Raw genomic sequence first — 24,562 nt, 5'->3', positions numbered from 1 at the left:
CACCTACAATTTTTAAAATAGGAAATATAATTGTGCCATCGGAAGCTTCGTCGCAGGCTCACAGGTGATGGCTTCGCCATCCACTTTGACTTCATAAGTCTCTGGGTTCACTTCTATGGAAGGCGTCTCGTTGTTATGAATCATGTCTTTCTTCGAAATTTCGCGACAGCCCTTCACAGGCTCAACTCGCTTCTGAAGACCGAGCCTCTGCGCGATGCCATTGTCATAAGCCGTTTGAGAAACGAACGTCATCGAGCTTTGGGTCAGAGCTTTGCCGAAAGCCGCAAACATCGGCCTTCCGAACACGGGCTGTGGTGTTGGAATGGACGCATTGGGATCTCCCATTTGCGCGTAGGCAATGCTGCCGCCTTTGAGTACCAAATCGGGTTTAACCCCGAAAAACATCGGGCTCCAAACCACCAGATCCGCGAATTTGCCCGGCTCGATGGAACCAACCAAATGCGAAACGCCATGCGTAATCGCAGGGTTAATCGTATACTTGGCAATGTATCGCTTGATGCGGAAATTGTCGCCTTCCTCCGTATCCGGAGCGAGCGGCCCCCGCTGTTTCTTCATCTTATCCGCCGTTTGCCAGGTACGAATGATGACCTCGCCAACCCGGCCCATCGCCTGCGAATCCGAGCTCAGCATGCTGAACACTCCGAGATCATGCAGAATATCCTCGGCAGCGATCGTTTCAGGGCGAATCCGCGAATCGGCAAAAGCCACATCCTCAGGAATCCGGCTGTCCAAATGATGACAAACCATCAGCATATCCAAATGCTCTTCAATTGTATTAATTGTGTAAGGGCGTGTCGGATTAGTCGAAGACGGCAGTATATTCAGCTCAGCAGCAGCCCGGATGATATCCGGCGCATGCCCTCCGCCTGCTCCTTCCGTATGATACGTGTGGATGGTACGGCCTTTGATGGCCGCCAGCGTATCCTCCAAAAATCCCGCTTCATTTAATGTATCCGTATGAATAGCAACCTGAACGTCATATTGATCGGCTGCCTTCAGGCACGTGTCGATGGCCGCCGGTGTCGTTCCCCAATCTTCGTGCAGCTTCAAACCGATGGCGCCAGCTTCAATCTGTTCGATTAATGGCGACAAGAAGGAGGAATTTCCCTTCCCTGTGAATCCCAAGTTCATCGGGAACGCTTCAGCAGCTTCCAGCATCCGCTGCATATGCCAGGCGCCAGGCGTGCAGGTTGTCGCATTCGTGCCGGTTGCCGGTCCTGTACCGCCGCCGATCATCGTCGTCACACCGGAGGACAGCGCCGTTTCGATCTGCTGAGGGCATATATAATGAATGTGAGCATCAATGCCTCCAGCCGTCACGATTTTACCTTCGCCAGCAATGACCTCCGTACTTGCTCCGACAATCAGATTGGGGTGCACACCATCCATAATATCGGGGTTGCCGGCTTTGCCAATTCCGACGATATGTCCATCTTTGATGCCGATATCGCCTTTCACAATGCCCCAATGATCGATAACGACAGCGTTCGTGATCAGCGTGTCGAGCACGCCTTGATCCCGGGTGGCGCCACTGGACTGTCCCATGCCGTCCCGGATGACCTTCCCACCGCCAAATTTGCATTCGTCCCCATAGACAGTGTAATCATGCTCAATTTGCGCCCACAATTCCGTATCCGCCAACCGAATAGCATCGCCGGTCGTAGGTCCGAACATCAGCGCGTAGCTCTTACGATCTATTTGACTCACACGCTTTTTCCCTCCCATGCCTGCCATCTAGCTCTCGTCTCATTGGACATCTGGTCCTTAACCGCCGGCCCTTCGCTCAAGTTATTGAGTCCATAGGACAATTTGGCTCCGCCAAGCTCGACAAGCTGAATCGGCTTTTCCTCGCCGGGTTCGAACCGAACGGCCGTCCCCGCCGGAATATCCAGATGCATGCCGAAGGCCAGTTCTCTTGGAAAAGCCAACGCTCGATTCACTTCAAAAAAGTGATAGTGGGAGCCCACCTGAATCGGTCGATCCCCTGTGTTCGTGACGATGACTTCGACGGTTTGTCTGCCTTTATTCATTTCTATAACGCCTTTGTTTATTCGATATTCTCCCGGAACCATCTTCTCGCCCCTTTCGATCGATTCATCCATTTCGCTAGGTAATGGGTTGGTGAACCGTCACCAGCTTCGTGCCATCGGGAAATGTAGCTTCTACCTGTACGTCATGAATCATCTGAGGAACACCTTCCATAACCTGCTCGGCTTTCAAAATGGTCGTACCGAACGTCATCAGCTCGGCAACCGTCATGCCATCTCTGGCGCCTTCCATAATTTCAGATGTAATTAGTGCAATACTTTCGGGATAATTCAGCTTTACGCCTCTGGCCAGTCGCCGCCTTGCTAAGTCTGCAGCTACTGTAATGAGGAGCTTTTCTTTCTCACGTTCGGTTAAATGCACATCATCACCTCTTCAAAAACCGAATAATGGGATTCTTTTACACTTATTATATTCGGATATTTCATGCTTGTAAATCTTTAATGTCATATTAATTAACATAAACAACTTGATTTTTCTAATAAATTTCCACATTTTATATATCAAGCACAAAGAATTTGCATTATTCTGTGCATGGATCACAAAATGAAAACCGATATATGTCATGAATATTGACATTATCCTTTTACCCACTTTATCATAAGCCTTGTAATCCAAATCTTGTAAGTAAGGGAGTGGGACGAAGAATGAGAGAGATAAGAAACAAAGGGAAACTCACCGTCGCTTTAAGCATGGCATTGATGTTGGTCGCAACGGGCTGTGCAAAGTCGGAGCCTACTGCATCCACCGCAACAACGAAAGCGGCAGAAGTCAAAGCGGAATCGAAAGACGAGACTGTACCTGTTGGTATTCTTCACTCTCTGACGGGCACGATGTCCATTAGTGAAGTATCTGTACGAGATGCGGAGTTAATGGCGATTGATGAAATTAATGCAGCTGGGGGACTCTTAGGCAAAAAACTAAAGCCCGTCATTGAAGACGGCGCATCCGATTGGCCTACTTTTGCAGAGAAAACTAAGAAGTTACTGCAGAAAGACAGTGTTGTGACGATTTTCGGTTGCTGGACATCAGCCAGCCGTAAAGCGGTCCTTCCGGTCGTCGAGCAAAACAAAGGATTATTGTGGTATCCGGTTCAGTATGAAGGCGTAGAATCTTCACCGAACATTTTCTATGTAGGCGCAACAACGAACCAACAAATTATCCCCGCTGTAACCTGGCTCCTCCAAAACAAAGGCAAGAAGTTCTACCTCCTCGGTTCTGACTATGTTTTCCCAAGAACAGCCAACAAAATTATTAAAGAACAGCTGAAAGCCGAGGGCGGCACCCTTGTCGCGGAAGAGTATACGCCGCTTGGTCACACCGATTACAACACAATTATTAGCAAAATTAAAAAAGAGAAGCCGGATGTTGTTTTCAATACACTCAATGGCGATAGTAACGTAGCTTTCTTCAAGCAATTGAAAGACGCTGGCATTACGGCCAAGGACTTAACAACCATGTCGGTTAGTATCGCCGAGGAAGAAGTTCGCGGTATTGGAGCTTCCGTTCTGGATGGACACTACACCGCTTGGAATTACTATCAAACAACGGAAACACCGGAGAACAAAAAATTCGTTGAAGCCTACAAAGCGAAATACGGCAAAGACCGCGTAACGGATGATCCGATCGAAGCTGGTTACACCGCCGTGTACCTATGGGCAGAAGCCGTTAAAAAGGCAGGCTCTTTTGATGTAGAAAAGGTAAAAGCGGCGGCCAAAGGCATCGAATGGAATTCACCGGAAGGCAAAGTCACCATTGATGGCGAGAATCAGCATATTTCCAAAACAGCGCGTATCGGCCAAATTGGCGCTGACGGGCTCATTAAAGAAGTATGGAATTCCGGTCAACCGCTCAAGCCGGATCCTTTCCTCAAAACGTATCCATGGGGCGGCGAAGTAACGAAGAAATAAGGCTCACCGATAGGATTGCTCTTGAAACCAGGTCTGCCTGACGGCAGCCCTGGATTTCATTATTTTACTCGGGGTTCACTAAGGGGGAAGCATCGTCATGAGTTTGCTGCTGCTTCAGTTATTCAACGGCCTAAGTCTCAGCTCTATCCTGCTCCTGATCGCTATTGGGCTCGCCATTACATTCGGGCTTATGAATGTCATGAATATGGCCCACGGCGAGTTTATTATGATTGGAGCCTACATGGCCTATCTAGTCCAGCATGGCTTCCAGAAATTCCTGCCCGCTTCAGCTTTCGGTTGGTACTTCGTCGTTTCGCTCGGGGTCGCCTTCGCTGTAGCCTTCCTCGTCGGGTGGCTGCTGGAAGTTTGCCTCATTCGGTTCATGTACGGCAGACCTTTAGATAGCCTGCTTGCCACATGGGGCGTCAGCTTAGCCCTGCAGCAGCTGGCCAGATCCATATTCGGCGCGCCTAACGTCGCGGTGAAAGCTCCCGAGTGGTTGGAAGGCGGACTCCAACTTACAGCGGACCTCACGCTGCCTTACAAGCGCCTCTTCATTATTGCGCTGGTCGCGCTCTGTATCTTCGTGATCTATATGTACTTATATCACTCAGCAGGCGGAAGACGGATGAGAGCCGTGATGCAGAACCGCCAAATGGCTGCCTGCCTTGGCATTTCTACACGCCGAGTAGATGCACAATCATTCGCTTTTGGCTCTGCAATGGCCGGCATTGCCGGATGTGCACTAACCTTGGTCGGACCTATTGGACCAACGATCGGTACGTATTACATCGTTGACGCCTTCATGGTTGTTGTGCTCGGCGGCATCGGCAAGCTGATTGGTACAGTCGCCGGAGCTTTGGGCATTGGCGTGTTCAATACCGCGTTGGAGTACACAACCAGCGCGACAATTGGCAAAGTACTTGTCTTCACACTTATCATCGCCTTCTTGCAATGGAAACCGATGGGACTTGTGACGATCCGTTCAAGATCCTTAGATTGAAGAAAGGATGTGGCATCTTCCATGCTTTTCGCCGGACAATCCAAGTTGAAACTGATGGTTTACACCGTTTTTTTAATCGTGTTGGCCTTTGCGCCGCTGTATTTGTCTGACTTCCGCCTTTCGCTTCTCGGCAAATTTCTCGCCTATGCCATTATTGCCATGGGAATTGATCTGATTTGGGGTTACACCGGCATCTTGAGTCTCGGTCATGGCGTATACTTCGGGCTCGGCGCCTACTGTATGGCGATGCATCTGAAACTAGCCGCGAATCCGGGAGAGCTGCCTGATTTCATGTCCTGGAGCGGTGTCGAAAGCTTGCCTTGGTTCTGGATTCCCTTCCATTCGGCAGGCGCAGCTTTTCTGCTGGCCCTCATCATTCCTATGATGGTCGCCTTCATTTTAGGTTATTTTACCTTTCGCAACCGGATAAAAGGCGCCTTTTTTTCCATCCTGTCGCAAGCTCTCGTCATTATTACAGTGACCTTATTTGTTGGCCAACAAGGCTACACCGGGGGAACGAACGGGCTTACGAATTTCGACTCCTTTTTAGGCTTAAACCTGCAAGCAGAGTCAACAAAGTTGCTCTTCTTCTATCTCACCTTAGCTGTCGTTGCCATCGTGCTAATCCTATGCAGCCTGCTCGTCACCAGCCGTATGGGAAATATTCTGACCGCCATCCGCGATGGAGAAAACCGGGTACGTTTCATCGGCTACAATCCGGTTACGTACAAAGTTTTCATATACTGCGCTTCTGCAGGATTGGCCGGACTCGCCGGCGTGCTCTTCGTACTTCAAGAAGGAATCATTTCCCCCGCTCAGATGGGGATTGTTCCCTCTATTGAAATGGTGTTATGGGTCGCTATCGGGGGACGTTCCACCATCGGAGGCGCCGTTCTTGGGGCTCTCGTGACCAACGCAGCCAAAACAACGTTCAGTGAAGCCTATCCCGCTTGGTGGCCTATCATGCTCGGCGCGATGTTCATTATTGTCGTGCTTTTACTCCCCAAAGGAATTGTCGGCACCATTACCCATTACACATCCAATTGGAAGAAGCCCGTGCTGCCTAAGCCGATTTCTTCCTCGCAAGAAGCCAGATAAGCTGGCCAGACATTTGTTTTATGAATAAAAGAAGGAGGAACCTCCCATGCTTGGACAATTAGCAGAGCAACAACCTGTGCCTGGCGCAAAAATATTAAGCGTAAAAGGGCTCGAGGTCAGCTTCGACGGCTTTAAAGCCTTGCGCAATCTCGACTTTTCCTTGGAATACGGCGAGCTTCGCTTTCTCATCGGGCCCAACGGGGCCGGTAAAACAACGCTCCTGGATGTCATTTGCGGGAAAGTGAAACCTTCGCTAGGTGAAGTTTTTTTCAAAGACACCATTGATCTAGCCAAACATCAAGAGCACCAAATCGCACAGCTCGGGATTGGACGCAAATTCCAAGCTCCCTCTGTCTTTTCAACTTTAACGGTATTTGAAAATCTAGCCTTATCCATGAAACAAAAGCGCGGACTTCTCAGCGCGCTCTGGGCCAAAACGACCAGCGAGCAGCGGGATCGTCTGCACCAAAGACTTGCTATGATCGGCCTGCAAAGCAAGGCCAAAGAACGCGCCGGCTCCCTTTCTCACGGGGAGAAGCAGTGGCTCGAAATCGGCATGCTGCTGATGCAGGAGCCTGATCTTCTGCTGCTCGATGAACCGGCAGCCGGCATGACGGATAGCGAAACCGAGAAGACGGGCGAGCTGCTCCATGAAATCGCAGCGGATCAAACGATTATTGTGGTCGAGCATGACATGGCATTTGTTCGCCAATTTGCCAAAACAGTCACCGTGCTTCATGAAGGTACCGTCCTTCGCGAGGGCACGATGCTGGATATCCAGAATGACGATAGGGTTGCTGAGGTTTATCTGGGAAGGAGAGTGGAGCGCGGTGCTTAATCTTCAAAATATCGAGGCCGGTTATGGGGAAAGTATGGTCGTTCGCCAAGTAAACTTACTTGTGAAACCTGGACAGATCGTTTGTCTAATGGGACGTAACGGCGTAGGCAAGTCAACGCTCATGAAGAGCATTATGGGTCTGGTTAAGCCCAAGTCCGGTTCCATTCACTATAACGAGCGGGACATCACGGCCCTTCCTCCGGATCAACGCGCAAAATCGGGCATCGGTTATGTGCCGCAAGGCCGAGAAATCTTCCCTCAGTTATCGGTTGAGGAAAACTTGCTGCTCGGCCTCGAAGCCGCGACAGACGGGAGAAAGAAGCTGCCCGAGTCCCTCTTTGACACCTTCCCCGTTCTGCGGCAAATGCTGTACCGCAAAGGGGGAGACCTCAGCGGCGGGCAGCAGCAGCAGCTGGCAATCGCCCGTGCTCTGGCTGCCGGTCCGAAACTCCTGCTGCTGGATGAACCTATGGAGGGCATCCAACCTTCCATCGTGATGGAGATTGAGGCCATTATCGAATCCATTAAACGGAGAAGGGAGATAGCCGTCTTATTAGTCGAGCAAAGCTTGGAGTTCGCCACAAGCATCGCGGATTATTATTATGTCATAGACCGGGGGACGGTTGCCGCCGAAGGTCATGCCGAGCAGTTGAGCGAAGATCAAGTTCGAAAGCATTTAACCGTATGAATTCGTTCCTGGAAGCTCACCCTACCATAGGAAGCTGGATTACTTGACCTAACTTTAGGCATCAAGTACCATCCAGCTTCCTTTTTTCTTTTTTGAAAAGAAATCGAAATTATTGCCTAAAAACTGGACGGCACAAAATGGATAATGATAACATGTTACATATAGGATCGAATGTTGCGTCCGGCATATCGAGCACCGAGCCTTTTGAAGGAAAAGGAGGGGAACGTTTATGTCTAAAGTTTTAATTATTGAAGATGATCTAAGCATTGGTGAAATGATGTCCATTTATTTGTACGAAGAAGGTTATCAAGTCATGCGGGCGGAGAATGGCCGCCAAGGAGAAACCTTATTCCGGGATTTCAATCCTGATGTCATTGTTCTTGATATCATGCTGCCAGATGTTGACGGAATCCAGCTATGCACTTCCTTCCGAACAGCTTCGACTATACCCATTCTCATGGTTTCGGCCAAAAGTGAAGTTTCCGACCGAATCAAGGGTCTGCAAACGGGAGCAGATGATTACTTATGCAAGCCTTTCTCCATGAGAGAATTGGCTGCACGGGTACAAGCCTTATTGCGCCGTTCGACCGCTTTTGCCCATGTCGCTGCTGCCGCAGCCGAGCCCTCAACCAATCAGATCGTCTACCTGGATCTCGAGAAACGGTGTCTTTTTGTACATAACAAATTAATTGAGACCACGTTCTCCGAATTCGAGATTATGAAGCTATTATGGCAAAATCAAGGCCGTGTTTACAGCCGCGAGGAGCTGCTCAACCGGGTACGCGGTTTCGATTCCTATGTTACCGAGCGCGCCATAGATGTACATATCGCAAACCTTCGCAAAAAAATAGAAACCGACCCAAAAGAACCGAAATATATTAAAACCGTCTGGGGTGTCGGATATAAATTTTTACTGAGTTAAGCTCCCTTTTGGAGCTTTTTTATTTTGCAGATGAACGGGGAAATCAGTCACCAAATAGGCGAATGCACAATATGATGAGGTGTATGCTTCACAAGAAGAAAGCTTCCACAAGGAAAGCTCCAAGGAGGATTTACAGTTATGTTGAATAACCCTTACAAAATTGGCAATCAAGCGCAAATGCCAACATTCAGCGGAACTCCATACCCAGCCTACCCGGTTCCAACAGCAATTACGAACAAAATGGTTCCTATGCAGCCTAACGGCTCCACGCTGCCATCTACAGGAACTGGCCTGCAAACCGGTGTAAACGTGCCTGGCTTACCGATGGAAGAATCTTATATCGAGAATATTCTGCGGCTTAATCTTGGCAAAATGGCTACGCTCTACATGACATACGAAAATAACTCGCAATGGAATGCCAAAATTTTCAAAGGCAAATTGGAAGCAGCAGGACGCGACCATATCATCATCAGCGATCCGGCTACAGGCATGCGCTACTTACTGCTTATGGTGAACCTGGACTACATTACATTTGACGAGGAATTAAATTACTACTATCCCTATGCCAACAGAAAATAATACGGATGCCACACCTTAATAAACCGCTAACCTTAACCAAGGCAGCGGTTTTCTTTTGTTATTTAATTGGTGTAAAATGCCACATATGCAGCTTGCTTAATCCGCCTTTGACCCACTTTTCCCACGCTGCCAGATTGTCCTGCCCTTCGCCTTGCTGCAATCGTTCTTCCTTCATAGCGATATATTCATCTCGGCTCACTTCGCTCCAAATTTCTACAAAAAGTCCTGGCTGGTCCGTTCCCTCCAATACCTCCAAACGCCCTTCCCGCTTTTGCCACTCCTGCATATAGATGAGAAAAGAGTCCCGATATTCGGGATTTATGGCATACTCTACAAAAACTTTAGACATTTTTAGATCTCCCTCTGATTTATTTTTTACTCCAAAATGGTAAACTAATAAGAAGACGGAAAATGACCTTAGGAGGAGAAACCCACTTGGACACAGGAACACATCTTGTTATTGGCTTAGGGTTAGCAGGACTGTCGCAGATTGATCCCAGCGTTTCCGCGGATTCAGCCGCTACAACTGCTGTCTTCATCGGAACCGTTATCGGTTCACAGATTCCGGATGTGGACGGGCTGCTTCGTTTCAAGAACAATGCCACGTACATCCGCAATCATCGCGGTCGTTCCCACTCTTTGCCGGCTTTATTGATTTGGACGCTATTGATCACTGGTGCACTCGCTTTATTTTTTCACGGAGTCCCTCTGCTGCATCTAGGAATGTGGGTAGGGATCGCGGTTTGTTTTCACGTTTTCAGCGATTGTTTCAACACATATGGTACACAAGCCATTCGGCCTTTTTCTGAAAAGTGGGTATCGTGGAACATCATCCATATCTTCGATCCCTTTATCTTTTCGAGCCACATTGCGGCTATCTTCATGTGGTCCTTCCACGTGGCTAGTCCAAAGCTTGTTTTCCCAACCTTATATGGCATCATCGCCCTTTACTACATTTGGCGCACGCTTGACCATTACATTGTAGAAAAAGGCCTTTACCGGAAGGACCCGACTTTCCAGCATGGCGATCAGTACACACTTATTGTAACATTCAACCTCTACGTCTGGAATGTCGTAAAAAGAAGAGCCGACGGTACTTTCCAGCTGGGCGAGCTTAAAAATTCCAAGCTCAAATGGTTGGATACCGTGAGATGTGAGGATCATCCAGCCGTCGAAGCTTCCAAGAAACATGAAGATATTCAAGCTTTGCTGTATTTCTCATCGTTCACCTGTGCGGAAGTGAAAGAACATCGCTGGGGTTACGAAGTCAGATGGGCCGATGTGCGTTATCGCCACCGTAAGCAATACCCGTTCGTTGGCGTCATCCATATGGACCACAATTTCAAAACGCTCGATTCTTACGTAGGCTGGGTCAACGACACCAGACTGGAAAAGAAACTTCGAGTTGATCTCTATTAAGCAAAGAGGCGCGTGCCATGACGCGTCTTTTTCTTTTCCGCGAAAAAAAGCCCAGAGGTTTTTTAGGCCTCTGAGCTTTTATATTACAATAATCGGGAAAACTAATAACGGGTTATCGCTTCTTAGCTGCGGAAGCCGGATTGGCCAGCCAACGTTTGCTCAGCGATTTGCACGAGACGACGAGTGATGTTACCCCCGATTGAACCTGCATCGCGAGTAGCCATATAGCCCATGTAACCATCTTGAGGAATTTGGATGCCCAGTTCTTGAGCTACCTCATATTTCAATTGATTTAGAGCTGCTGTAGCTTGTGGAACGGCCAAAGTGTTGCTGTTACGAGATTGTGCCATAAGGATCAGACTCCTTTCAGTCAGCTATGATCTTTGATGTATTTGCAAGCTTGCAAACATAGTATGTGGAGGAAATGAATTTATATGCACAGCGCTCAAAAAAGTTTAGAATAAGAAGACACTGTTTAAACTTCTAGAAAGTAGGTCACGTTCATGAGTAAACCGCTCGCGCTTTTATTCGCTATAATTGGCACGCTTCTGCTTGCCTCCATCTCCCTATTTATCGCACTCCGGCAGCCATGGATGATTCTCGTTTGCACGATAATCGCATTAGGCTTTATCGGTTATGGCTTTGCGGTTAAAGCAAAGATTCGCAAGAGAAATTCCCGGCCGTAACCACGACGGCTGCACAAAAAAAGAGCTCAACAGCAATTACCGCTGTTTGAGCTCTTTTCGTATTCTTTTAGATGACTACGAAGCCCATCCGCTTCTTCACTTCAAGCAAGGTTTCGTTAGCGACTTCAGCAGCCTCTTCCGCACCTTTTTTCAAAATATCAAAAATCTCACCGGAACGGCGAATCTCCTGATAGCGCTGTTGAATCGGCTCAAGGACAGCCACGATTTGCTCAGCCAAATCCTTTTTGAACGGACCATAACCTTGGCCATCATATCGGGCTTCAATCTCAGCTACACTCATCTCAGCAAAATGCGAGTAGATCGAGATCAGATTACTAACCTCCGGCTTATTCTGCGGATCGTATTTCACTTCACGGCCAGAATCTGTCACGGCACGGCTAAGTTTCTTACGGATGACAGACGGGTCATCGAGCATGGCAATGTAGCTTCCAGCATTTGGACTACTTTTGCTCATCTTCTTGGAAGCGTCGTCCAAGGACATGATTCTTGCGCCAATCTCCGGCATATAAGGCTGCGGCATCACGAACATATCGCCAAAACGGTTGTTAAAGCGGTTAGCCAGATCGCGAGTAAGCTCCAAATGCTGCTTCTGATCGTCCCCAACCGGGATCAAATCGGCATTGTACAAGAGAATATCTGCCGCCATAAGCGATGGATACGTAAATAGGCCTGCGCCAACGGATTCCTTGCCTTCCGATTTATCTTTGAATTGCGTCATGCGCTCAAGCTCGCCCATATGCGTCAGTGTCGTCATAATCCAGCCGAGCTCCGCATGTGCGTGAACATGGGATTGCAGGAAGATGGATGCCTTATTCGGATCTAGCCCCGCCGCAATATAAAGCGCAGCAATGGACTCCGTTTGTTCTTTCAACGCTGCAGGATCCTGCGGCACCGTGATCGCGTGCATATCCACCACCATAAAATAACAACGGTGCAAATGCTGCAGCTTCACATAGTTGCGAAGAGCGCCGATATAATTCCCAATTGTCAGCTGGCCGCTGGATTGCATGCCTGATAATACTCGTTTCATTGTGAAAATCCCTCCACATTCCTCATAAAATTTGCTTTTTTTTGTACGTTTAACAGTCAAAAAAGACAACAAAAAGGCCTCTCCCCGCAAGGGACGAGAGACCGTGGTACCACCCTAATTTGTCCATGTATGAGCATAGATTGCCGCATAGACCTTCAGGCTCTTGTAACGGAGAGCAGCCGTTCGGCATACTTGTCAGATTCGGATGTTCCTCCGGCCTAGGTTCCGGCAACCTTCATCTGTGTTCAGCCTCAAGCTCAAGGATCCATTCAGTTTGCTCGTTACACCGGTTCGCACCAACCACCGGCTCTCTGAGTAACGGGATACAAACGTACTTGTTCCTGTCATCGCTTATTGATTTTATATAATTATACACCTTGACTTTCCATTGTCAACCAAGGTCTTTGTCCTATCTTTGCCTGCATGGACATAGGATAGATAACATACGATCCTATCATCAACGGGCAAAGGGGTGTCACTGCATTGTCATCAACACTATACCGGTGGAGTCTTCCCATCTCCACGGTGATTTGCGCATGTCTTCTCATCCTCATTCTTACGACGAGAGAGCTTCCGCCGATGGCGCCGATCCTGAAAGATATTAAGCATGTATTTGCTGCTTTTATGGACATTTTCCTCGACGCCCTGCCGTTTATGTTCATGGGGGTCCTGCTCTCCACCGTCGTTGAAAACTTCATCCCGGAAGCGTTCATCCGGCGTATGACACCCAAGCACCCGCTTGGCGGCATCCTGTTTGCCTGTGTGCTGGGTATTATGTTCCCGCTCTGTGAGTGCGGCATGATACCATTCGTTCGCCGGCTTATGCGCAAAGGAATGCCTGTGTACATCGCCGTTATTTTCATACTCGTCGGACCGATTCTGAATCCGATCGTGTTCGCGTCTACCTTCATGGCTTTCCGCAGCGCGCCGGAAATGGCTTATTCACGCATGGGGCTCACCTTCGGTGTTGCGCTCGTTGTCGGTCTCCTCTTAACCCGCTTTCTGAAAAGCAGTCCGCTGCGCCACGCCAATAGCGGGCATACGGCAGAGCACATCCACGTGCATGAACATAACGGTCACAGTCACGATCATCATCATGACCATGTCCATACGCATGATCATGCTCATCACCACGAACACGGCCACAACCACTCTCACGGTGACAGCCGAATTGCCACCATGCTCAGCCACGGCACATCTGAGCTGTATGAAATGAGCAAGTACCTAATGCTCGGCGCTTTCCTAACCGCATTAATTCAAACCTTCGTCGCCCAAGACAGCTTATCCGCCATCGGCCAAGGGACTTTCGTCTCTCATGTCTTTATGATGGGTTTTGCCTACTTACTTTCGTTATGCTCCACAACAGATGCTTTCGTGGCCGCCTCATTCGCCAAAACGTTCTCTCCAGGCTCTCTGCTGGCATTTCTCGTCTTCGGCCCAATGATCGATGTCAAAAGCACGCTGATGCTGTTATCCATCTTTAAAGCCCGTTTCGTGCTTACGCTTTCCATCGTTGTCGCGATTACGGTATTGACCGGTTCCTTGCTGTTTATGCATTTCTTTTTCTAAAAAGCATATAAAAACGGCCAGAGCTTATAAGCCCTGGCCGTTTATTATTTTACCATTTCAGAATAGCTCCGGCACTCGCGTTCGTTACCATTTTCGTGTAACGCGCCAAATATCCGGTTTTAATTTTCGGTTGGAACTCTTTCCAGCTTTCGCGGCGCTTAGCCAACTCTTCATCGCTGACTTGCAAATTGATTTTGCGGCCATCCATATCGACATCGATAATGTCGCCGTCATGAACGAATGCAAGTGGTCCGCCTTCAGCAGCCTCAGGAGACATGTGACCGATGGAGATACCGCGGGATGCCCCTGAGAAACGTCCGTCTGTAATCAAGGCAACTTTCGCGCCCAGACCCATACCAACGATTTGGGACGTTGGAGCTAGCATTTCCGGCATACCAGGTCCGCCTTTAGGCCCTTCATAGCGGATTACAACAACGTGGCCTTCTTTCACTTTGCCATTGGCAATGCCGTAAAGCGCCTCGTCTTGGGAATCAAAGCAGATCGCAGGACCTACGTGACGCCCACCTACGGATTTGTCTACCGCTCCGACTTTAACGATACTGCCCTCTGGAGCAAGGTTACCGAACAGAACAGCCAGTCCGCCTCTTTCGCTGTGCGGGTTGCTTAACGGACGAATAACGTCCGTATTCTGAATTTCACAACCAGCTACGTTTTCACGAATCGTTTGTGCAGTAACGGAAAGACGATCGCCATCGAAAGCGCCTGGCTTTTTCAAAAGCTCGTTAATAACCGCGCTAACGCCGCCGGCTAAATGCACATCTTCAATGTGATAATCGGAAGCCGGAGCGATTTTGGCAAGATGAGGAACACGCTCTGCCACTTCATTAATACGGGCAATCGGGTATTCGATACCAGCTTCTGCAGCGATAGCCAATGTGTGAAGAACCGTATTCGTGGAACCGCCCATCGCCATATCCAGTGCAAACGCGTTGTCAATCGCTTCAATTGTTACGATATCACGCGGTTTAATGTCTTTCTCGATCAATGTCATCAATTGTTTCGCACAGTCTTTCACGAATTGCTTACGCTCTTCAGCAACAGCCAAGATCGTACCATTACCTGGCATAGCAAGACCTAGACCTTCTGCCAAACAGTTCATGGAGTTCGCTGTGAACATACCGGAACAGGATCCGCAAGTCGGACAACCGTATTGCTCAAGCTCTTCCAGACCAGCTTCATCCAATTTACCTGCTTGGAAAGCACCTACGCCCTCGAAAACGGAGGACAAGGAAATGGATTTGCCGTTTTTATCTTTACCGGCTTTCATTGGGCCACCGCTGACTAACATCGTAGGGATGTTAACGCGAAGCGCGCCCATGATCATACCCGGCGTAATTTTATCACAGTTAGGAATACAGATAAGACCATCGAACCAGTGCGCGTTTACGACGGTTTCCAAGGAGTCCGCAATAATTTCACGGCTTGGCAGGGAATAACGCATACCGATATGACCCATTGCGATACCATCGTCAACACCAATCGTGTTGAACTCGAAAGGAACGCCGCCTGCTTCACGGATCGCTTCTTTCACCAGCTTACCGAATTCTTGCAAATGGACATGCCCAGGGATAATGTCTATATAAGAGTTACAAACCGCAATGAACGGCTTGCCGAAATCTTCCTCTTTAACGCCGGCTGCACGCAACAAACTGCGGTGTGGAGCGCGGTCGAATCCTTTTTTAATCATGTCGCTACGCTGTTTTGGATGAGCCATTCTCTATTCCTCCTAGATTACAATTCTTTTGTAAAAACAATGAATCTATCATATCACACTTTTCGTCAAAATTCTTCCTTTAGTGTACTGACGCGTCAATGTAAAAGCAAGGGTTTATTTTCTGCCAAAATCAGCCTTGATTTCTCCCCACTTTTTCGTGTCCCATTTCACGATCTTATTCGTGTAGCTATTCGTCCGAAGCCATTTCAGCGCCCGGTCAACCAGCGTCCAAATTTCTTCTGTAGAAGCGTCCCGAACCAAATTGGTCGAAACTTCCTTTTTGCGAATCCAGCTTAGAGCTGTGACCGAATCCGTATAAATGGTTTTGTTGCTGCCTTGCTTTTGCAAATAAGCCAGACCATGCACGATCGCTAAGAACTCGCCCAAATTATTCGTACCCTTGGAAATGGGACCTTGGTAAAAAAGAATTTCCCCCGTCCGCGTATCGACTCCCTTGTACTCCACAATCCCCGGATTCCCGGAGCAACCCACATCCACGGACAGACTGTCATAGTCCACTTCCGGAGCTGTTTCAGGGGTCGCCGACTTATTGCCGGAAGCAGAAGATGACGACGCGCCAGGCTTTCCTCCGAAATTCAGCGATTTCTGCCAGCCTTTCTCCAAAGCTTGACGCGCCTCCGCTTCGGACTCATATGATTTAAATCTCGCTTGCGGGAATCCTTTGGTCTGCGCCTGACAATCTGCCCACGATCGATAGATCCCTGGCTTATGCCCCACCCAAACGACATAATATTTTACTGCTGCCATCCTATTCACTCCGTCGTTGTTGATGTAATTGATGTACCAGCCCTTCAACTACTTTCACCGTATCTGCAAAATAGGGCCTATAGTCCAACCCTTTGATGAATGCCAAATAGGTTTCTCCGATCTCCAGGACCTCTTTCCTGTAGTGATCAGCAGGTATGTTGTGGGTCTCAAGCTCGCGGTATGTACCGTTTGTTCGCTCTTCAACCGAGATCAGCTGAATTTGCTCCTCCGGCAAATGATGCACGACAAATGAAAATCCCCTGCACTCCGGGTCTCCGCAGCCGCAAACAAAAAAGGGCATTTGCTCCCATTGATCCGGCGGTGCAAAGCGATTCGGCTCCGTATCACTGAGTGCACTGTACAGCAGCGCAGGGAGCCCCACATCGACGCATAGCGGCTCTTCAATAATAACGCTGTCGTCCACCGCCATGCGGACATCCGCCTGTATGATTTGCAAGTCTTTATCAAGGGACCAGCCCTTTACAGATAGTTCAAACATGATTTCGCCTCCGATCTCCCATTGCTTTTCTTATTATAACAAAGACTGTCCAATCCTGCTTTTCCACCCCTAAAATGTTACCTAAAATTTCCAGTAAATTTGATGAGTATATTTTACAAAAGAGATTATACTACCTATTACTGGAGGTGATATCAGATGGCAGGACAATCTCGCAGCAGCAACTCTTTAGTTGTTCCACAAGCTACAGCAGCTTTGGATCAAATGAAATACGAAGTTGCTCAAGAACTAGGTATCCAGATTCCTCAAGACGGTTACTATGGCTACATGACGTCCCGTGATACAGGCTCCATTGGGGGCAGCATCACACGTCGCCTCGTTCAAATTGCTGAACAACAGCTGGCAGGCGGCAGCGCTAACAGATTTAGCAGATAACATCTCTCCCTTACTTAAGCAAGTGAGGGCTTCACTATCAGTAGCAACTGATATGAGGCCCTCCTTTTTGCGTCCGGAATCGAAAGAGGACTGCTCGCAAGAAGCAGTCCCCTCAGTCATTAAGGTTTTACATCATAGATCTTGTACAGATCATCAAGCATGAGATTAGCTGCTTTCACACCACCAGCTGTATTCCATGTTGCATCGTTCACTTTTACCAATTTATTTTCTTTCACAACTTTGAGGTTCTTCCAAAGCGGATCATTCATCCATTCCTGCTCTTGCTTCGTTCCTTTACCATCGCCAAGCTCATATGTAAAGTAGAACACGCGGTCCGCAGCATCCAATTCCGTCAAACGCTCTTTGGTAATATCCTCAAATGATTTCTCATCGCTTTTCGGATCCGAACGCGGGAATCCAATTTGTTGGAAAATTACACCTGTGAACATATTTCCATAGTAATAACGCGTTTTACCGCCCATGAAGCGGACAACAGCGACTTTCTCTTTCAGCTTATCGCCGGCTTTGCTTTTGAAATCGTTAATGCGTTTGTCGAAGTCGCCAATAATTTTGTCGCCTTCTGCTTTCTTGTTAAGCGCTTCAGCATACAGGGCAAAGTTACTTTTCCACTCACCGCGTAATGTCTCCGAATAAACCGTTGGAGCAATTGCTTTAAGTTGGTCGTACACTTTCTCATGACGCATTTTGTTACCGATGATTAGATCCGGTTTCAAGGATGCAATCAACTCCAGGTTTGGCTGTGATTCTCCACCAACCGTTGTTACACCTTGCATATCGGCTTTGATATGATCAAACCATGGATTTCCGTAGTAGGATTCAACGGCACCCACCGGTTTAACGCCAAGAGCGAGAAGAGCTTCTGTTCCTTCATTCGTCAAAATAACTACACGCTTCGGCTGCGCAGGTACAGCGGTTTCCCCCATCGCATGCTTAATCGTACGAGGAGCATCGGACTTAGCGGCTTCTTGCGGTGCTGCAGATGCGGATGCTGCTGGCTGAGCGCTAGGCTTTTCTCCACATGCTGCTAAAACAATAGATACAACAAACATAATGGCAACAAGAGCCCAAGCTCTTTTTAACTGTCTTTTTTTCCCAAACATCTTACTATGTTCCCTCCACACGTTCAATTGATGATGTGATAACGATTATCATTATCTAACGTACATGGTACTCGCTTCCGCGGGTTCTGTCAATCGAAATTGATAATGATTCTCAAAATCGTTGACTTCCCCTGCCTTTCTCTTTAAAATAAACGAAGCATCTAATAAGGAAGCAGGCACTTATCTATGAATTCTTCAAATAACGAACGTCTATATCCTTTGTACAAAGGTATTGGACTGCTGGCAGCCCTTATCGTGCTTGCCGGGATGATGGTTTGCAGCGTCAGATTCGGTCTACATAGCTATACTTGGACACAGGTCATGCAATCATTTGACCATTTAATGAATCCTTCGAACGAATCCATCATTATTCAGACCGTTCGAATACCAAGAGCGTTAATCGCCGCACTCGTAGGTGGAAGCCTGGCTGTTGCAGGGGCGCTTATGCAAGCAATGACACGAAATCCACTTGCGTCGCCAAGTATTTTTGGCATTAACTCAGGCGCAGCCTTTGCCATCGTGTTGTCTGTTGGATTTTTCAATGTATCTAGTCTGACACAGTTCACATGGATCGCATTTCTAGGCGCTGCTGTGAGCTCGGCCCTCGTCTATGGACTCGGCTCCTTAGGCAGAGATGGCTTAACGCCGATGAAGATTACGCTGGCGGGCTCAGCGATGACAGCCTTTTTCGCTTCGCTGACCCAAGGCATTTTGCTAGGAAATGGTAAAGCGTTTGACCAAGTCCTTTACTGGCTTGTTGGATCGGTTGAAGGAAGAACCATGGCCATGCTCCAATCGGTTTATCCTTATATCTTAATTGCCTGGGTAGGAGCATTTTTACTTGCGCCGCACATCAACATCCTGTCCATGGGGGACGATGTGGCCAAAGGGCTGGGACAACGCACGATTTATGTAAAATTTATTACCGCAGTCGTTATCGTCGTATTGGCAGGGGGCTCCGTCGCTGTAGCTGGCCCGATTGTTTTTGTCGGGATCATCATCCCGCATATCGTCCGATTCCTTGTAGGCATCGATTATCGCTGGGTTATTCCTTACAGTGCCATTCTAGGCGGCATCCTGCTCGTTGGCGCTGATGTCATCGCCCGTTTCATCGTTATGCCGAAGGAAGTTCATGTTGGCGTAACAACAGCCATTCTCGGAGTTCCCTTCTTCATCTACATCGCTCGCAAAGGGGGGCTGCTGAAATGAGTCATTCCAATCGACATATGACGTTTCGAAACAAAGGTTTTTCCTATAGAGTCAGCAAGAAATCTCTCCTTGTATCACTGATCTTGCTTCTAGCAGTCATTATTGTCATGATCTTAAGCACAGGAATCGGCAGTATTTATATCAAGCCAGTTGAGGTTGTACGTGCCGTTTTCGGCTATGGGACGGATCCCAGCAACATGATTGTCCGATCCTTGCGTTTGCCTCGGGTGATTGTCGCTGTGTTAATCGGCGCATCCCTGGGTGTTGCCGGTTCCATCCTGCAAGGGATTGTGCGAAACCCGTTAACCTCGCCGGATACGATTGGTTCCACGGGTGGAGCTACACTCGGAGCGGTTTCGTTTTTCTTCTTTTTCTCGGATAAAATCAGTATTCACTGGCTGCCTGTTGCCGCCATTCTCGGCGCCTTCATCGCTACTTTGCTGGTCTACTCCCTCTCATGGAAAAATGGGATTACCCCGCTTCGCCTTGTCCTGATCGGCACAGGATTCACAGCCGCGATGAGCGCGCTCTCTTATTTGATGATGATATCCGGACCTATCATTCTTGCGAATCAGTCGCTAACCTTTATGACTGGGAGCATCTACGGCGTCTCTTGGCAAAAGGCGGTCTACCCGCTTCTACCTTGGGTATCGGTGCTGATCCCGATCATCTTCTTATATGCGCGTCATATTACGGTGCAATCCCTAGGCGAAGACATCGCCCGCAATGTGGGCAGCAGCGTGCAACGCCAGCGTTTTCTGCTCATCATTTTGAGCGTAGCCCTTTCTGGCGCCGCTGTCGCATTCGGAGGAGCCATTAATTTCATCGGTCTCATGGCTCCACATATCGCCCGTAAGTTGGTAGGACCCAGCTTCGGATCGCTGATTCCCGTTTCCGCGTTAACTGGTTCCTTACTCCTACTTCTTGCCGATCTAGCGGGACGATTCGTATTCAAACCACTCGATATTCCAGCCGGCGTGTTCACAGCTGCCATTGGAGCTCCATTGTTTATCTATGTCTTGTATCGCAGCAGAAATCGCGGTTAACTATCAAAAACAGCAAACACCCCCGGTCATCCATGCGACCGGGGGTGTTTCTATTATAGGATAAGTGCTAAATCGTCTTGGCCATGCTAGCCATATTATAATTGGTTTCAAAAGTAATGCTTGCCGACAATATTCCTTGCCTAACCGTGAAATCAAAGTAAATTTCTCCATGTGTCCAACTTTTCTTACGCTTCAACGATTCAAGCGCCATCTGACGAAAAGATTGATACTGAATCTCCGTGAGACCTTTGACCTTAATTTCTGGAAGTACGCCGTCCTTGCTTTCGAACGGGAGATGCTTCACGCCAAATTTGCCAATTTCATTATTCCTGATGTGCACAAACACTGTACCTGAACTTACATGCGATAGCTCATCTTTAATCCTTCTAAACACCAAATCGATTTGTCTTGCAAGTGATATTTGATCCAAACTCATCATCTTCCCCCTTAAGTTTTTAAATTTTACTTATTATGTAAATTACGACTGTAGACCTATTATATCGACATAATTTACAAATTTCAACAATTTATTTTAATATTCTTAAAATTTCTACTATTCTTAATTCACCCTTTATATATACTACTTGTATTCATCGAATCCGAACGATATTTGTCGAATTTGTGTAGAATATTTCCAGATTCAATGTTATAATTTTCAAACATAGTCCATTATTCCTGCATACATAACAAATTTCGCAAGGGAGTCGGTCAATTTGGATAAAATGTCAACTTTATCTTTCAGAAAGAAATTACAGTTAGGCTGCTACGGGTTAATAGGTTTAAACTGTGTATTTCTGCTAGTCCTTACAATATCATCAGAATGGAATCGCTTACTAGGAATTATTTTCCTAATTTTACTCCTTGCGTTAAGCTACCCTTTCATTAGATGGTTTGAAAACCAATTGACAGAACCTGTGGCCGACCTGTCCCGCATTGCACTCAACATTTCCAAAGGCGACTTTTCTCAAAAGGTAACGGTAACGTCCGACGATACACTAGGTCAACTTGGCCAGTCTTTCAACAAAATGATCGACAAACTGCGTGATATTCTTCGCGATACAGGATCCATATCCAAGCAAGTTTTCCAAACCAGCCGCGATATTTACTCCAAGAATGAAAACTTTCGTACGGTCCTGGAACAAGTGAGTATTTCGGCCCATGAGCTAGCTGCCGGTGCCGGTCAAATTTCAGAAGAAGTATCCGGTGTATCGATTACGACCAAAGACATAGAAGTGAAGATTGTCAATTACGCAGGTTCCGCGAAAGAAATGAAAGATCGCTCCGATCAGATGATGACGCTGGTTGAGAAGGGGCGTACATCCGTTGAAAGCCAAGGCGTCGGCATGAAGCGAAATGTGGAAGTCACACAGCAGGTCTCCGAAACCATTGACATGTTGGCTCGTCAAGCGGCTGGTATTACCAACGTAACCCGCTCCATTTCGGAGATTGCTGAGCAAACGAACCTGCTATCGCTTAACGCTTCCATTGAAGCCGCCAGAGCCGGCGAGCACGGCCGAGGTTTTGCAGTCGTCGCACAAGAGGTGCGCAAGCTTGCTGAGGAATCCACGTCTCTTACTCGTGAAGTGTTTGGCTTCGTCAAGAGCATTGAGCAAGGTATTCAGGAAGCTATTCGCAGCATTCAAGTCAACGAAGATGTCGTTAAAAAGCAAACCGTACTTATCGATCAAACGGAAACTGTCTTCGCTCAGATTGTCGATAGCGTTGGTTTTATCTCGGAAGAAATTAACCGCTTTGCCGAAGAAAGCGAACAAATGCTAGTCAGCTCCGAGCAAATTGCTGCTGCCATGGAGAACATCTCGGCAATCACGGAGGAATCTGCTGCAGGAACACAAGAGGTTTCGGCATCCATGAACGAACAGATCTCTACCGTCCAAGGCATTGTCTCTCAGGCTGAGGAAATGACGCGAGTTGTCACCCAATTGCAGCAAACCATTCAAGTGTTCAAGCTGTAAGATTAATCTTATATACACAAAAGGGATGCCCTGGCGTAGATACGATCTACTTCCAGGGCATCCCTTTTTCTTTTAAACCTGAACTTTCGCTTCTGTCAGCCGCATGAATTCCTTCACATCTTGAATCGCCATGTCCACAGCGCTTTGCCAGAAGTCCGGCTCAGTCAGATCAACACCAAGGTGCTTCTGCGCAAGCTCTTCCACGTTCATGCTGCCCGTATCTCTCAGCAGAGAGATGTACTTATCTTCGAAAGCCGCGCCTTCTTGCACTGCTCTCGCATAAATACCGGCGCTAAACATATAGCCGAAAGTGTATGGGAAGTTGTAGAAAGGCACATCCGTTGCATAGAAATGCAATTTAGCCGCCCAGAAATGCGGATGATAGCTGCTCAGCGCATCTTGGTAGGCAACCTTCTGCGCGTCTACCATCAGCTCATTCAGACGCTCCACGCTTACGAGTCCTTGACGACGCTCGGCATAGAAGTTCGTTTCAAAAATGAATCTCGCATGAATATTCATGAAGAAAGCGATCGCCCGCTGGATTTTATCTTCAAGCAAAATAATACGCTCTTCATCGGTCAATGCGCTCTTCACAACAGCGTCCGCAACGATCATTTCCGCGAACGTAGACGCGGTTTCCGCCACGTTCATGGCGTACTCTTGCGCGAGGGCCGGCATATCCGTCATAACATGCTGATGGTAGCCGTGGCCAAGCTCATGCGCAAGCGTTGAGACGTTGTTCAGCGTGCCGCCATACGTCATGAAGATCCTTGTCTCTCCCGCGACAGGGAACGATGTACAGAAGCCGCCTGGGCGCTTCCCAGCGCGGTCCTCAGCTTCAATCCAGCGATTCTCGAAGGCTTGCTCCGAGAAGGCTGCCAGCTTCGGACTGAAGCGCTCGAACTGCTCGATAATGAGGCTTGCGCCTTCATCGTATGAAATTTTCTTCGAGGAGTCGCCCAGCGGTGCATCGACATCCACCCACGCCAATTTCTCAACGCCAAGCAGCTTCGCTTTGCGGTTCAAATAGTCGACGAAGATCGCTTTGTTGCGGTCGATGACTTCCCACATGACATTCAGCGTCTTCTCTTCCATGCGATTAATCGCGAGCGGCTCTTTATGTATGCTGTTCCAGCCTCTGTATTTGTACACTTGAAGGCGGAATCCGGCCAGATGGTTCAGCGCTTCTGCGCAGTAATCTTCCTTGTCTGTCCAGGCCTTTTCCCAACTGTCAAACAAAGCAAGCCGTTCTTCACGGTTCTCTGTGTGCAGCTTATTAAACGCTTGGCCGGCAGAAAGCTCAACCGTTTCTCCGTCAACCTCCACAGGCATACGGAATTGACCTACGGTAGAATTATACAAGTCGCCCCACCCATGATAGCCGTCTACGGCTAAATCATTGATTAATGCTTCTTGCTCCGGCGACAGCTTTTCTTGTGCCAACGCACGACGTTCATGAAGCGGAAATGCGATCGCTTGGAACGGTTCTTTCTTCAAAATCTCTGACCACACCGCGTCCGGAATACCTGTAAGCACTTGGTCAAAATGTGTAAGTGACGACAGATGCTCAGCGTATAAGCTTTTGACCTGTCCATTCAATACAGGCGCTTTCTTATCCTTCTGATTATCGGCAAGCAGACAGCCTACAAAAGAATCAGCCTCGTGAATATTTTTCAAATTACTCTGAAACAATTCAACCAGCTTCGCAAGACCATCCGTTTCTGCTGCTTGCTGTGGGGATGGTGTGTTCCGCACCTGCTCTTGGAAAGCCGCAATCGAAGCTTGAAGCTCCTTCAGATGTGCTGCGAATGCAGGAGACTCACTTCCACCAGGAAAAAAAGTTTCTAAATTCCACGTTTGATTAAGAGGTAAATGAAGCAAAGCTATCACCTTTCCTTTCCTGCTTTTATTAAATCATAAACGGTCTATCAGGAGCAATCATCGTAATCTTCCTCATTGCTTATAGGTAAGAAGTATGATTCAATAAA

The 24,562-nt window shown here is 48.0% G+C and carries 26 protein-coding genes and 1 other annotated feature; of the genes, 14 read left to right on the top strand and 12 right to left on the bottom strand.

Annotated features, from left to right (window positions below; translation table 11 throughout):
* Positions 1 to 12 precede the first annotated feature (12 nt).
* Genes ureC through ACKTT9_RS06625 form a run of 3 tightly spaced genes read right to left on the bottom strand, consistent with a single transcriptional unit; the run spans position 13 to position 2,430 of the window.
* Positions 13 to 1,728, bottom strand: a complete 1,716-nt coding sequence (gene ureC / locus ACKTT9_RS06635; protein WP_407870948.1) for an urease subunit alpha — start codon at positions 1,726 to 1,728, stop codon at positions 13 to 15.
* Complete coding sequence (gene ureB, locus ACKTT9_RS06630; protein WP_407870947.1) at positions 1,725 to 2,093, bottom strand: urease subunit beta; 369 nt, start codon at positions 2,091 to 2,093, stop codon at positions 1,725 to 1,727. The genes ureC and ureB overlap by 4 nt, the downstream gene beginning before the upstream one ends.
* Positions 2,094 to 2,127: 34 nt before the next feature.
* Positions 2,128 to 2,430: an urease subunit gamma gene (locus tag ACKTT9_RS06625; protein WP_326060405.1), complete on the bottom strand. Its 303-nt coding sequence runs from the start codon at positions 2,428 to 2,430 to the stop codon at positions 2,128 to 2,130.
* A 284-nt stretch (positions 2,431 to 2,714) separates the two neighbouring features.
* Here ACKTT9_RS06625 and urtA point away from each other — a divergent pair, with 284 nt between their 5' ends.
* From urtA to gerQ, 7 genes are all read left to right on the top strand, one after another.
* Positions 2,715 to 3,977 carry an urea ABC transporter substrate-binding protein gene (urtA, locus tag ACKTT9_RS06620; protein ID WP_407870946.1) on the top strand — a complete coding sequence of 421 codons (1,263 nt, stop codon included), beginning with the start codon at positions 2,715 to 2,717 and terminating at the stop codon, positions 3,975 to 3,977.
* Positions 3,978 to 4,074: 97 nt separating this feature from the next.
* A complete protein-coding gene (urtB, locus tag ACKTT9_RS06615; RefSeq protein ID WP_407870945.1) occupies positions 4,075 to 4,980 on the top strand; it encodes an urea ABC transporter permease subunit UrtB in 906 nt (301 codons plus the stop codon).
* A 21-nt stretch (positions 4,981 to 5,001) separates the two neighbouring features.
* Positions 5,002 to 6,078 (top strand): urea ABC transporter permease subunit UrtC, encoded by a 1,077-nt coding sequence (urtC, locus tag ACKTT9_RS06610; RefSeq protein ID WP_407870944.1) that lies wholly within the window; start codon positions 5,002 to 5,004, stop codon positions 6,076 to 6,078.
* A gap of 46 nt (positions 6,079 to 6,124) precedes the next feature.
* A complete protein-coding gene (gene urtD, locus ACKTT9_RS06605) occupies positions 6,125 to 6,916 on the top strand; it encodes an urea ABC transporter ATP-binding protein UrtD (RefSeq protein ID WP_407870943.1) in 792 nt (263 codons plus the stop codon).
* Positions 6,909 to 7,604 carry an urea ABC transporter ATP-binding subunit UrtE gene (gene urtE, locus ACKTT9_RS06600; RefSeq protein ID WP_407870942.1) on the top strand — a complete coding sequence of 232 codons (696 nt, stop codon included), beginning with the start codon at positions 6,909 to 6,911 and terminating at the stop codon, positions 7,602 to 7,604. The genes urtD and urtE overlap by 8 nt, the downstream gene beginning before the upstream one ends.
* Positions 7,605 to 7,833: 229 nt before the next feature.
* Positions 7,834 to 8,526: a response regulator transcription factor gene (locus ACKTT9_RS06595; RefSeq protein WP_127452996.1), complete on the top strand. Its 693-nt coding sequence runs from the start codon at positions 7,834 to 7,836 to the stop codon at positions 8,524 to 8,526.
* Between the two features lie 138 nt (positions 8,527 to 8,664).
* Positions 8,665 to 9,105, top strand: coding sequence for a spore coat protein GerQ (gene gerQ, locus ACKTT9_RS06590; protein ID WP_407870941.1), 441 nt, complete (start codon positions 8,665 to 8,667; stop codon positions 9,103 to 9,105).
* Positions 9,106 to 9,163: 58 nt separating this feature from the next.
* Here the strand turns inward: gerQ and ACKTT9_RS06585 are convergent, their stop codons facing one another.
* A complete protein-coding gene (locus ACKTT9_RS06585; protein ID WP_407870940.1) occupies positions 9,164 to 9,454 on the bottom strand; it encodes a hypothetical protein in 291 nt (96 codons plus the stop codon).
* An 86-nt stretch (positions 9,455 to 9,540) separates the two neighbouring features.
* Between ACKTT9_RS06585 and ACKTT9_RS06580 the strand changes: the two genes are divergently transcribed.
* Complete coding sequence (locus tag ACKTT9_RS06580) at positions 9,541 to 10,524, top strand: metal-dependent hydrolase (protein ID WP_157319661.1); 984 nt, start codon at positions 9,541 to 9,543, stop codon at positions 10,522 to 10,524.
* Positions 10,525 to 10,646: 122 nt separating this feature from the next.
* Here ACKTT9_RS06580 and ACKTT9_RS06575 read toward each other — a convergent pair whose 3' ends face one another.
* On the bottom strand, positions 10,647 to 10,874 hold the full coding sequence (locus tag ACKTT9_RS06575; protein ID WP_127453002.1) for an alpha/beta-type small acid-soluble spore protein: 228 nt from the start codon (positions 10,872 to 10,874) through the stop codon (positions 10,647 to 10,649).
* 153 nt (positions 10,875 to 11,027) lie between these two features.
* Here ACKTT9_RS06575 and ACKTT9_RS06570 point away from each other — a divergent pair, with 153 nt between their 5' ends.
* Positions 11,028 to 11,210: a DUF5325 family protein gene (locus ACKTT9_RS06570; RefSeq protein ID WP_127453004.1), complete on the top strand. Its 183-nt coding sequence runs from the start codon at positions 11,028 to 11,030 to the stop codon at positions 11,208 to 11,210.
* A gap of 67 nt (positions 11,211 to 11,277) precedes the next feature.
* Here ACKTT9_RS06570 and trpS read toward each other — a convergent pair whose 3' ends face one another.
* Positions 11,278 to 12,261, bottom strand: a complete 984-nt coding sequence (gene trpS / locus ACKTT9_RS06565; protein WP_127453005.1) for a tryptophan--tRNA ligase — start codon at positions 12,259 to 12,261, stop codon at positions 11,278 to 11,280.
* 86 nt (positions 12,262 to 12,347) lie between these two features.
* Positions 12,348 to 12,618: a binding site (T-box leader), on the bottom strand.
* Between the two features lie 126 nt (positions 12,619 to 12,744).
* Between trpS and ACKTT9_RS06560 the strand changes: the two genes are divergently transcribed.
* The gene (locus ACKTT9_RS06560) at positions 12,745 to 13,830 is read left to right on the top strand and encodes a permease (RefSeq protein WP_407870939.1); all 1,086 of its coding nucleotides are present in this window, start codon (positions 12,745 to 12,747) and stop codon (positions 13,828 to 13,830) included.
* A 49-nt stretch (positions 13,831 to 13,879) separates the two neighbouring features.
* On the opposite strand, the gene ilvD is transcribed toward ACKTT9_RS06560, so the two are convergent.
* The 3 genes from ilvD to ACKTT9_RS06545 all read right to left on the bottom strand — a co-directional run bounded on the left by ilvD (position 13,880) and on the right by ACKTT9_RS06545 (position 16,832).
* Positions 13,880 to 15,565: a dihydroxy-acid dehydratase gene (ilvD, locus tag ACKTT9_RS06555; RefSeq protein WP_127453007.1), complete on the bottom strand. Its 1,686-nt coding sequence runs from the start codon at positions 15,563 to 15,565 to the stop codon at positions 13,880 to 13,882.
* Between the two features lie 114 nt (positions 15,566 to 15,679).
* Positions 15,680 to 16,333 carry a ribonuclease H gene (rnhA, locus tag ACKTT9_RS06550; protein WP_407870938.1) on the bottom strand — a complete coding sequence of 218 codons (654 nt, stop codon included), beginning with the start codon at positions 16,331 to 16,333 and terminating at the stop codon, positions 15,680 to 15,682.
* 1 nt (position 16,334) lies between these two features.
* Entirely contained in the window at positions 16,335 to 16,832 is a 498-nt protein-coding gene (locus ACKTT9_RS06545) for a hypothetical protein (RefSeq protein WP_407870937.1), read from the bottom strand.
* 156 nt (positions 16,833 to 16,988) lie between these two features.
* On the opposite strand from ACKTT9_RS06545, the gene ACKTT9_RS06540 reads away from it, so the two are divergent.
* Positions 16,989 to 17,225: an alpha/beta-type small acid-soluble spore protein gene (locus ACKTT9_RS06540; protein ID WP_127453012.1), complete on the top strand. Its 237-nt coding sequence runs from the start codon at positions 16,989 to 16,991 to the stop codon at positions 17,223 to 17,225.
* 119 nt (positions 17,226 to 17,344) lie between these two features.
* Here ACKTT9_RS06540 and ACKTT9_RS06535 read toward each other — a convergent pair whose 3' ends face one another.
* The gene (locus tag ACKTT9_RS06535) at positions 17,345 to 18,346 is read right to left on the bottom strand and encodes an ABC transporter substrate-binding protein (protein WP_407870936.1); all 1,002 of its coding nucleotides are present in this window, start codon (positions 18,344 to 18,346) and stop codon (positions 17,345 to 17,347) included.
* A 186-nt stretch (positions 18,347 to 18,532) separates the two neighbouring features.
* On the opposite strand from ACKTT9_RS06535, the gene ACKTT9_RS06530 reads away from it, so the two are divergent.
* Positions 18,533 to 19,555, top strand: a complete 1,023-nt coding sequence (locus ACKTT9_RS06530) for a FecCD family ABC transporter permease (protein ID WP_407870935.1) — start codon at positions 18,533 to 18,535, stop codon at positions 19,553 to 19,555.
* On the top strand, positions 19,552 to 20,601 hold the full coding sequence (locus ACKTT9_RS06525) for a FecCD family ABC transporter permease (protein WP_407870934.1): 1,050 nt from the start codon (positions 19,552 to 19,554) through the stop codon (positions 20,599 to 20,601). The genes ACKTT9_RS06530 and ACKTT9_RS06525 overlap by 4 nt, the downstream gene beginning before the upstream one ends.
* A gap of 67 nt (positions 20,602 to 20,668) precedes the next feature.
* Here the strand turns inward: ACKTT9_RS06525 and ACKTT9_RS06520 are convergent, their stop codons facing one another.
* Positions 20,669 to 21,037 carry an O-methyltransferase gene (locus tag ACKTT9_RS06520; protein ID WP_127453016.1) on the bottom strand — a complete coding sequence of 123 codons (369 nt, stop codon included), beginning with the start codon at positions 21,035 to 21,037 and terminating at the stop codon, positions 20,669 to 20,671.
* A gap of 466 nt (positions 21,038 to 21,503) precedes the next feature.
* On the opposite strand from ACKTT9_RS06520, the gene ACKTT9_RS06515 reads away from it, so the two are divergent.
* A complete protein-coding gene (locus tag ACKTT9_RS06515; protein WP_407870933.1) occupies positions 21,504 to 22,574 on the top strand; it encodes a methyl-accepting chemotaxis protein in 1,071 nt (356 codons plus the stop codon).
* A gap of 72 nt (positions 22,575 to 22,646) precedes the next feature.
* Here ACKTT9_RS06515 and ACKTT9_RS06510 read toward each other — a convergent pair whose 3' ends face one another.
* Positions 22,647 to 24,464: a M3 family oligoendopeptidase gene (locus tag ACKTT9_RS06510; RefSeq protein WP_407870932.1), complete on the bottom strand. Its 1,818-nt coding sequence runs from the start codon at positions 24,462 to 24,464 to the stop codon at positions 22,647 to 22,649.
* Positions 24,465 to 24,562 lie beyond the last annotated feature (98 nt).

Origin of the sequence: Paenibacillus sp. P36 (genome assembly GCF_045866505.1) — a bacterium.
Classification (GTDB): Bacteria; Bacillota; Bacilli; order Paenibacillales; family NBRC-103111; genus Paenibacillus_E; species Paenibacillus_E chondroitinus.
Note: the sequence above shows the minus strand (reverse complement) of the source record. Positions and strands in the feature narration are given on the sequence as shown.